An 8035-nucleotide genomic window follows, 5' to 3' on the forward strand; every position below is an offset into this window, starting at 1 on the left:
GCGGAAGAACGCAAAATGCTCGACCTCGATACGTTGCAGCACAACCTCAACAGTATCAAGGCCCAACTCGAGCGATACCTGGACTTCGACACTGCGAAGCCCAATTATGCGGAAATGGTGAACAACTATGACTGGTTCAAGAATATCTCCTTCCTGGATTTCATCCGCGACGTAGGCAAGCACATCACCGTTAATTACATGATGGCGAAAGACTCCGTAAAAAAGCGCATCGACGGCGACAGCGGGATGTCGTTCACGGAATTTTCGTACCAGATGATCCAGGGATACGATTTCTATCATTTGTATACTACCAAGAACTGCAAGATGCAGATGGGCGGCTCCGACCAATGGGGCAACATCGTCACCGGTACGGAGCTCGTGCGCAGGATGGGCGGCGGCGAAGGATATGCCTTTACCTGTCCGCTGATCAAAAAGAAAGACGGCACCAAATTCGGCAAGTCCGAAAGCGGCAATATCTGGCTCGACGCATCCAAGACCACGCCTTACGAATTCTACCAGTTCTGGCTGAATGCAGACGATGAAGACGCCGAAAACTATATCCGCATCTTCACTTTCCTGGATGAAAACACGATCAACACGCTGATAGCGGACCACAAACTGGACCAGGGCAAGCGCCTGCTGCAGAAGAAACTCGCGCAGGAAGTGACGACGTTCATCCATGGCGAGCAGGAATACGCATTTGCGATCAAGACTTCCGAAATCCTTTTCGGCAATGCTTCTATCGATACGCTGCGGTCGTTGTCGGAAGAGCAGTTACTGAAAGTGATGGCCGGCGTGAAGCAATATGAAGTACCGGCGGCTGTACTGGCTGAAGGGAAAGACGTGGTATCGTTCCTGGCGGACGCGGGCATTTTCCCGAGCAAGGGAGAAGCGCGCAAGACGATCCAGGGGGGCGGAGTGAGCCTGAACGGCGCCAAGCTCGCGGGGATCGAAGTAAAAATCGAAGAAGCTTCGTTGCTGACGGGCAATACGATGCTTTTTCAGAAAGGGAAGAAGAATTATATTCTTGTTCGCATCGTGTAACGACTTGCATTTTCTTATTAATAAAAGAACGTTTATGACCCCGGAGGCTTATGGGCTCCGGGGTTTTCTTTTTAATGATACAGGTATTCCGCCGGGTCTTCCCTCCCCTCCAGCCGCCGTATTCCTTCCTCACCTTCTCTTGGAAGAAAGAAACCAACGATGCAATCGGGGTTGCGAATGCAAATCTGGATGTGCGTGTCGCAGTAAATATCCGACCCTTCAAATACAGGCTCTCCCTCCACGAAAACGCCTCTCATAGAGTCGAATGGCTTCGTCAGGCACAAGTTTGTTTCCGAAAATCCCAGTGCTGCTAGCTTCCGTAGATCATCGTGCATATATTCAATGACGGCACAATCCAATTGACGGCACACTCTGTCCCTGGGATTGGTACCTTTGGGCGCTGAATTGACGAGCAATTTACCTCCTCGACTTACAATATCATCGCGATATTCCAGATAATAAGATCTCAACAAATCAAGATGATGTTTACCTGACAAGTCAAAGCAATATTGCAAATCCAAAATCGCACCTATCACTGTAGGCTTTCTGATATGCCCAACCCTCTCCTTCTTATCCGCCCACTCACGCGCCCTTTTAAGATTATTTTCCCAGAAATACATACCATGCCCCAACCATTCATAAACACTTTTACTCCAATGCATTCTCTTTTCACCTAATAACAGTTGCATTGCCACGTCTGCATCACAACCATGATAACCAATGATCAAATTTTTGTTATTCATAAATAGAAATAATGGGTTAACAAATCAAACATCAAGGCAATGGAGAAGGCATCGTGAAATTGTTCGGATCATCGAACCAGGCGGCGAAATTACCGTCCTCATCCAGAATGCCGGCACTGATTAGCGCAGCCGTAGCCTCTTCCGGCGTACGCGTTTTCCTACGTTCCTTAAAATAATTCTGCAGGTTTTCCAGTTGTTTTTCAAGGGGTAGCGGTTTGGGGCCTACTGGCCATTGTTGTTTACTCATATATATGGTTTTGCGCTGAAAGTAACGCTTTCGAAAACACAAAACTTTTTTCAGACTTTTTTTACCGGATAGCCTTTTTTCAACCAGGCTGTCAGCCCCTGCGTCATCACAAACACGTGCGTGAAACCCATATTCCGCGCGCGCTTGGCCGCATACGGCGCCGCACCGCATAACGAATCCGAACAATAAAAAACAAGCACATCATCCTGCCCGCATTCCAAATCCACCGCCCCATAATCCCCAGGGTCCAAATGTCGCGCCCCCGGAATATGATGCCGCTTGAACGATGCACAAGGATTGTTATCTATCACCCGCACACCAGGTTCCCCCAACCGCCGAAGCACATCCTCCGGCGAAATTTCCTCCAACCCGAACAAACGGGCCGTTGTTATCTGCTGTCTCATCTTTTTTCCACAAATCTCACCCCCCGGTATGACAAGGGTATGTCAGCAGCCACCGAACTTATTTTCAACCCATAAAAAAAGCCGTCCGCTTAGCGGACGGCCCTTATCTTATCCATTGCAATTCAATCTATTGCAACTCATACTTATGCTTATAACGCTCAAGCAGCTGCTTGTGCTTGTCCGTCAGGTCCAACTCACGCCCCTGGATGTAAGCCCGCGTGATCACGCTCGACTTCATATCCAAAATATCCCCCGTGCTCACCACGATGTTCGCATCCTTCCCCACTTCCAGCGAACCCGTCTTGTCCGATATCCCCAGGATCTTCGCGGCATTGAGGGTAATCGCGCTCAGCGCCTCTTCCTTGCTTAACCCATAAGCGCCCGCCGTGCCTGCGTTGAAAGGCAGGTTCCGCTGCTGCCAGAAACCCTCGTTCGAAATACTGAACAGGATGCCCGCCTTCTGCAACAACGCCGGCGTTTTGTAAGGCTGGTCCACATCGTCGTCCTGCATGACGGGCAGGCTGTGCGGCTGCGATAAAATCACAGGGATGCCGTATTTCTTCAACACATCGGTGATCATCCAGCTGTCGGTGCCGCCCACGATCACCACGTCGAAGCCGAACTCCTGGCCCATGTCCGCCGCGATGATCATTTCCTTCATCAGATCACAATGCACGAACAGCTTCTGGCTGCGGTCAAACAGCCCTTTCACGGATTCGTACTTCAGGTTGGTTTCGGCCTTTTTGCCGCCTTCATTATAAGCCTTCGCTTCATGTAAAAAGCTCTTCACGGATTCGATTCTTTCCATCGCCGCCTTCACCGCATCACTGCCGGGCCCGCGGGCTTCCGCGCCAAAGGGATTAGGCCGGGGCATGAGGCGGGGCATGTAGAAATGAATGCCGTTATCGGTTTTATACGCCGCATCTTCCCAGTTCCAGGCATCAAGCTGTACCACGGAAGAGCTGCCCGTCAGCAGGCCGCCTTCCGGCACCACCTGCGCCAGCAGGATACCGTTGGTCCGCAGGGTGTTGATAATTTTAGAATCGGTGTTGTAGGAAATTATCGAACGGACAGACGGGTTGATATCGCCCACCTCGCTGTAATCGTTCGTTGCGCGAACGCTTTCCACTTCCGTAAGGCCGAGGTTGCTGTCTGTCACGATCAGGCCGGGATATATGTGCTGGCCTTGCACGTCAAACACGCGCACGTCATCGGCAGGGATAGGCACATTGGTGCCCACGGCAATGATTTTACCGTTATTGAACCCGATAGTACCGCGTTCGATGACTTGTCCGGCTCCTGTATGGATCGTGGCGTTTCTGAGGAATACCAGTCCTTTCTGTGCTTTCGCCGGATAAACCGTTTCCTGCGCGCGCACGGTGGCCAGGCAGGCGGTGAGTCCGAATATGGAGAGGAATATTTTCTTCATGTTACTGGATGTTTTCGTGGTGATGGTCTTCCACGTCGTTCAAAATATGGTGCTGATGGCCGGCCTGCAGATCCTCGCAATGGTAGATTTCTTCACGGGAAGGCACCGCTTTCTGCACCGGACCGCCCTTCTTCTTTTCGCCGATCATTTTGGCGATGAGCCGGTTACGCTCCGCGGCGATGCGGGAACGCAATTCCAGGTCGCGGGCACGGTCGAAATACACGATACCGTCTACGATCGTTTGTTCCGCCTTGGCGTAGATGCTGAGGGGATGATCGCTCCAGAGCACCACATCTGCGTCTTTACCGGTTTTGATACTGCCTACCCGGTCTGAAACATGCAACAGCTGGGCGGGGTGAAGGGTTACCATTTTAAGGGCGAGCTCTTCTTCCATCCCTCCGTATTTCACGCTTTTGGCGGCTTCCTGGTTGAGGCGGCGCGCCATCTCGGCATCGTCCGAGTTGATGGCGGTGGTAACACCCACGCGCTGCATGATGGTCGCATTTTGGGGGATGGCATCGATCACTTCCATTTTGTAAGCCCACCAGTCGGCAAAGGTAGATCCGCCGGCGCCGTGTTCCTTCATCTTATCTGCCACTTTATAACCTTCCAGGATGTGGGTGAAGGTGTTGATGCGGAAATTGAACCGGTCGGCCACTTTCATCAGCATATTGATTTCGCTCTGCACGTAGGAGTGGCAGGTCACGAAACGTTTCTTGTTGAGTATCTCCACCAGCGCATCCAGTTCCAGGTCGCGGCGTTTGTTCGGACCGGCCTTTTCATAATCCCTCGCGCGGGTGAATGCATCCACCAGCACCTGTTCCACGCCCATGCGGGTTTGCGGAAAACGCACGCGGGCCGGGAGGTTCCAGTTCGATTGCTTCACGTTTTCGCCCAGGGCGAACTTGATGAAACCATCCGTACCGCCGAACTTCAGGCCTTCGGCATTCGCGCCCCAGCGCAGCTTGATAAGCTGGCTCTGCCCGCCGATGGTATTTGCGGAACCATGCAGCAGGTGCGTCGACGTAACGCCGCCGGAAAGCTGGCGGTAGATATTCACATCATCAGGGTTTACCACATCCGCGATCCGCACTTCCGAAGTAACGGACTGCGTCCCTTCATTCACGCCCCTGCTGATGGCGATGTGCGAGTGCTCGTCGAGGATGCCGGGCGTGAGGTGTTTGCCGGTACCGTCGATCACGCGGGCGCCGCCGGCATTGAGGCCTTTGCCCACCTGCGCGATCTTACCGTTGCGGATGAGCACATCCGCCCCTTCGATCTTGCCGTCTTTTTCGTTCGTCCACACGGTGGCGTTGCGGATGAGGATATCCTGCCGCTGCGGCATTTCTTCAAAGCCATAACCTACAAAAGGAAAATAGATCTTCCCGGGTGCGGCGGCAGGTTTCTTTTTCGCAGTATCTGCTTTGGCAACGTGCGTGCTGGTTTGCACGGCCTCCCAGGTCACGGGAAGGCCCTTGTCGTCGGTACCGGAACCGCGCATGGTGGTCATAGCGCCCTGCATGAAGCGGATGGCGCCGCTCAGGCGGAGCTGGCTGCTGTTGTCTTTGTTATTGTTGACGATGATGGTCACGAGCGGACCGGCCACTTCGATCTTGCCGGGGATCGTGTCTTTATTGACGATGGACGGCGCACCGGCGGAACCTTTGATTTCCACCGGGTAAGTAGCGGTTCCATAGGTGTTCGTCAGCACGATGTCGTACTTCCCGCGCAGGTCGTGCCAGCCTTCTTCCTTCAGCTGGTATTTATTCCCCTGCACCCAGTTCTGGTACAACACCGTATTCTCTTCGAATATCGGGCCGGATGTGATGAGGAAGTTGGCCAGTTTGCCGGCGTCGAGCGTACCCACTTTATCGGCCACCTTGAGGATAGAAGCGGGCGCCTGTGTCAGCGCTTCGAGCGCTTTTTGTTCGGACAGGCCGTTTTCGATGGCTTTGCGGAGATTGGAGAAGAAAGTTTTTGCGTCTTTCACTTCAGCGCCCGTCAAAGCGAAAGGAATACCGGCTTTCTCGAATGCCGCCGGGTTGGAAGGCGCCAGTTCCCAGTGTTTCATATCGGCGAGCGCAACAAAGCGCGCGTCTGCAGGGTCTTCCACGTCCATGGCGGCGGGGAAGTTGAGCGGTACGATGAACGAAGCTTTGGCGGCTTTCATCTCCGGTATCCGCTGGTATTCGTTACCGCCGGCCCTGATGACATACTGCACCCCGAATTCATCGCCGATCTTATCGGCGCGGAGCACATTCCATTTATCGTTGGCATCGAAGATATGCACAAGGTTCTGCTGGTCGTTCCAGGCCTGCAGGCTGAGGTTGACGCCTTCGGCGGAAGGGTTTCCCTTGTACCACTGCGCGTCCAGGTATTGCTGGCGCAACAGGGCGATGGCGCCCATGAGCGAGCTGGGGTAATCCTGCGAGGAGGAGCCTTTATCGAAGGAATAATGCGACGACGCCTTCTCGCGTATGATCGTTTTGTTCTCCCTGTCGGCCGCCAGCGTTACCAGGGCGCCGGTTCCCCGGGCGATACCGTCGTGCTGATGCGTAAGCACCGCACCGAACCCTTGTTCCCGCAAGCTTTTGGCTTTCGCCGCATCCGCCCCGAAAAGCTGAACGGCATTCACTTCCGGCTTCACGGACTGGTTCCAGTTGTACGCGCCTTTGGTGTTGGACACAAATTGCTGGGAGCCTCTTCCACCGCCGCCGCGCGATACGGAAGGCATGCCGTAATCGCTGTAGAGGTCGATGAAGGAGGGATAGATGAATTTCCCCTGGCAATCGATCACTACCGCATCCTTCGGAACGGCCGCCCCGGCGCCCGCTGCGATGATCTTGCCGTCGCGGATGACGAGTGTCGCGTCCTTGAGGGTCGTTTTAGCGTCTTTAACGATGGTGGCATGGGTAAAGGCGTAGCAGCCTTCCCGGGGCTCGGCCACGCCGTTGACGGGGAAGGTCTGCTGGCCCAGTACGGCGCCGGCCGGCAGTAAAGCCGGCAGACTGCATACTGCGCCGATGGCCCACCGCGTTATGAAATGGCGGCGATGCTGCTTCCCCGGCTCCGGCAAATGCGCGCCGGCAGGAAATTGAGTTGCTTTCATGGCAGGTTGATTAAGATACGTTTAGATGATGGCTGAATACGATATGGCCGCCGGCACAGGTTCAGATCTGGAAAAAGCACGGCAATCCCGTTACAATACAGCTACAAGTGTTAAATTTAATAAATGATTATCCGCTGAACCTACTATTTTAGTATAAATTTTTATAAGCGGTATCTACCAGGTATTAACACGGCATCAGATATGAAAAACAGGATTATGCTCATGACGCTCCTGCTCGCGGCCTTCACCTTCGCAGCGCAGGCACAGGATTCGACGCACGCCCGCGGCCACCGCTGGGATGCTGCAGGCAAGGCCGACAAGATGAGCGACAAGCTCTACCGCGAGCTCGGCCTTTCCAAAGAACAGCGCAAAGCCATTTACGATATCAATGAAGACATCGCCCGCAAGCGCGACGCCACCAAAAAGGACGCTTCCATCAGCTCCCGCCAGCGCATGCAGGTTTACCAGCAGCTGGATACCGAGCGCAACCGCCGCTTCCGGGAAGTGCTGTCGCCTTCGCAGTATAAGAAATGGAACGATTGGGAACTGATGAAGAAAGGCGATATGGAGAAGAAAATGGACCGCAAGCAGGACAAGAAGGAGGCGCGCAAAACTTCCAACGGATGAGCGTAACCCAACGCTCGGATGCGGAAGCCATCTACCTGCATGCCGTTGCCGCCGTGCAGCCGCGCAATTTCGTGCCGCTCAATTTATCTGTCCCTCCTCCCGGAAACGGGCGCATCTTCCTCCTGGCCGCCGGCAAAGCGGCCGCAGCCATGGCTTATGAAGCCGAACACATCCTGGGCGACCGGCTGAACCACGGTTTTGCGGTATCCAGTCACGCGCCGGCAGCATTTCCTTTGCAAAAAACAGAACTCATCACGGCGGGGCATCCCGTCCCGGATATCAACAGCATCATCGCCGGCACCACCATGCTGCAGCTGGCGGCAGGCCTGAAGCCCGGCGATCATGTAGTCTTCCTACTTTCCGGCGGCGCTTCCGCCCTGCTGGCCGATGTACCGGAAGGCGCGTCGATGGAAGAGCTGCAGCTCGCATTCC

General features: G+C 54.3%; 8 protein-coding genes. 3 read left to right on the plus strand and 5 right to left on the minus strand.

Annotation, left to right across the window (positions count from 1 at the left end; translation table 11 throughout):
- The coding region (gene tyrS, locus Q0510_RS19850; protein ID WP_298715589.1) for a tyrosine--tRNA ligase at positions 1-1044 on the plus strand (1044 nt) is incomplete at its 5' end.
- Positions 1045-1115: 71 nt separating this feature from the next.
- Here the strand turns inward: tyrS and Q0510_RS19855 are convergent.
- The 5 genes from Q0510_RS19855 to Q0510_RS19875 form a co-directional block, all read right to left on the minus strand.
- Positions 1116-1787: a hypothetical protein gene (locus Q0510_RS19855; RefSeq protein WP_298715591.1), complete on the minus strand. Its 672-nt coding sequence runs from the start codon at positions 1785-1787 to the stop codon at positions 1116-1118.
- Positions 1788-1818: 31 nt separating this feature from the next.
- Positions 1819-2034 carry a hypothetical protein gene (locus Q0510_RS19860; protein ID WP_298715593.1) on the minus strand — a complete coding sequence of 72 codons (216 nt, stop codon included), beginning with the start codon at positions 2032-2034 and terminating at the stop codon, positions 1819-1821.
- Between the two features lie 50 nt (positions 2035-2084).
- On the minus strand, positions 2085-2438 hold the full coding sequence (locus Q0510_RS19865) for a rhodanese-like domain-containing protein (protein ID WP_298715594.1): 354 nt from the start codon (positions 2436-2438) through the stop codon (positions 2085-2087).
- Between the two features lie 127 nt (positions 2439-2565).
- Complete coding sequence (locus tag Q0510_RS19870; protein WP_298715596.1) at positions 2566-3867, minus strand: amidohydrolase family protein; 1302 nt, start codon at positions 3865-3867, stop codon at positions 2566-2568.
- Between the two features lies 1 nt (position 3868).
- Entirely contained in the window at positions 3869-6976 is a 3108-nt protein-coding gene (locus tag Q0510_RS19875; RefSeq protein ID WP_298715598.1) for an amidohydrolase family protein, read from the minus strand.
- A gap of 201 nt (positions 6977-7177) precedes the next feature.
- Here Q0510_RS19875 and Q0510_RS19880 point away from each other — a divergent pair, with 201 nt between their 5' ends.
- Both Q0510_RS19880 and Q0510_RS19885 read left to right on the plus strand, forming a co-directional pair.
- On the plus strand, positions 7178-7603 hold the full coding sequence (locus Q0510_RS19880; protein ID WP_298715600.1) for a hypothetical protein: 426 nt from the start codon (positions 7178-7180) through the stop codon (positions 7601-7603).
- On the plus strand, positions 7600-8035 hold a 436-nt coding region (locus Q0510_RS19885; RefSeq protein ID WP_298715602.1), incomplete at its 3' end, for a DUF4147 domain-containing protein. The genes Q0510_RS19880 and Q0510_RS19885, both read left to right, overlap by 4 nt.

Source organism: uncultured Chitinophaga sp. (genome assembly GCF_937874145.1).
In the GTDB taxonomy this organism is placed as follows: domain Bacteria; phylum Bacteroidota; class Bacteroidia; order Chitinophagales; family Chitinophagaceae; genus Chitinophaga.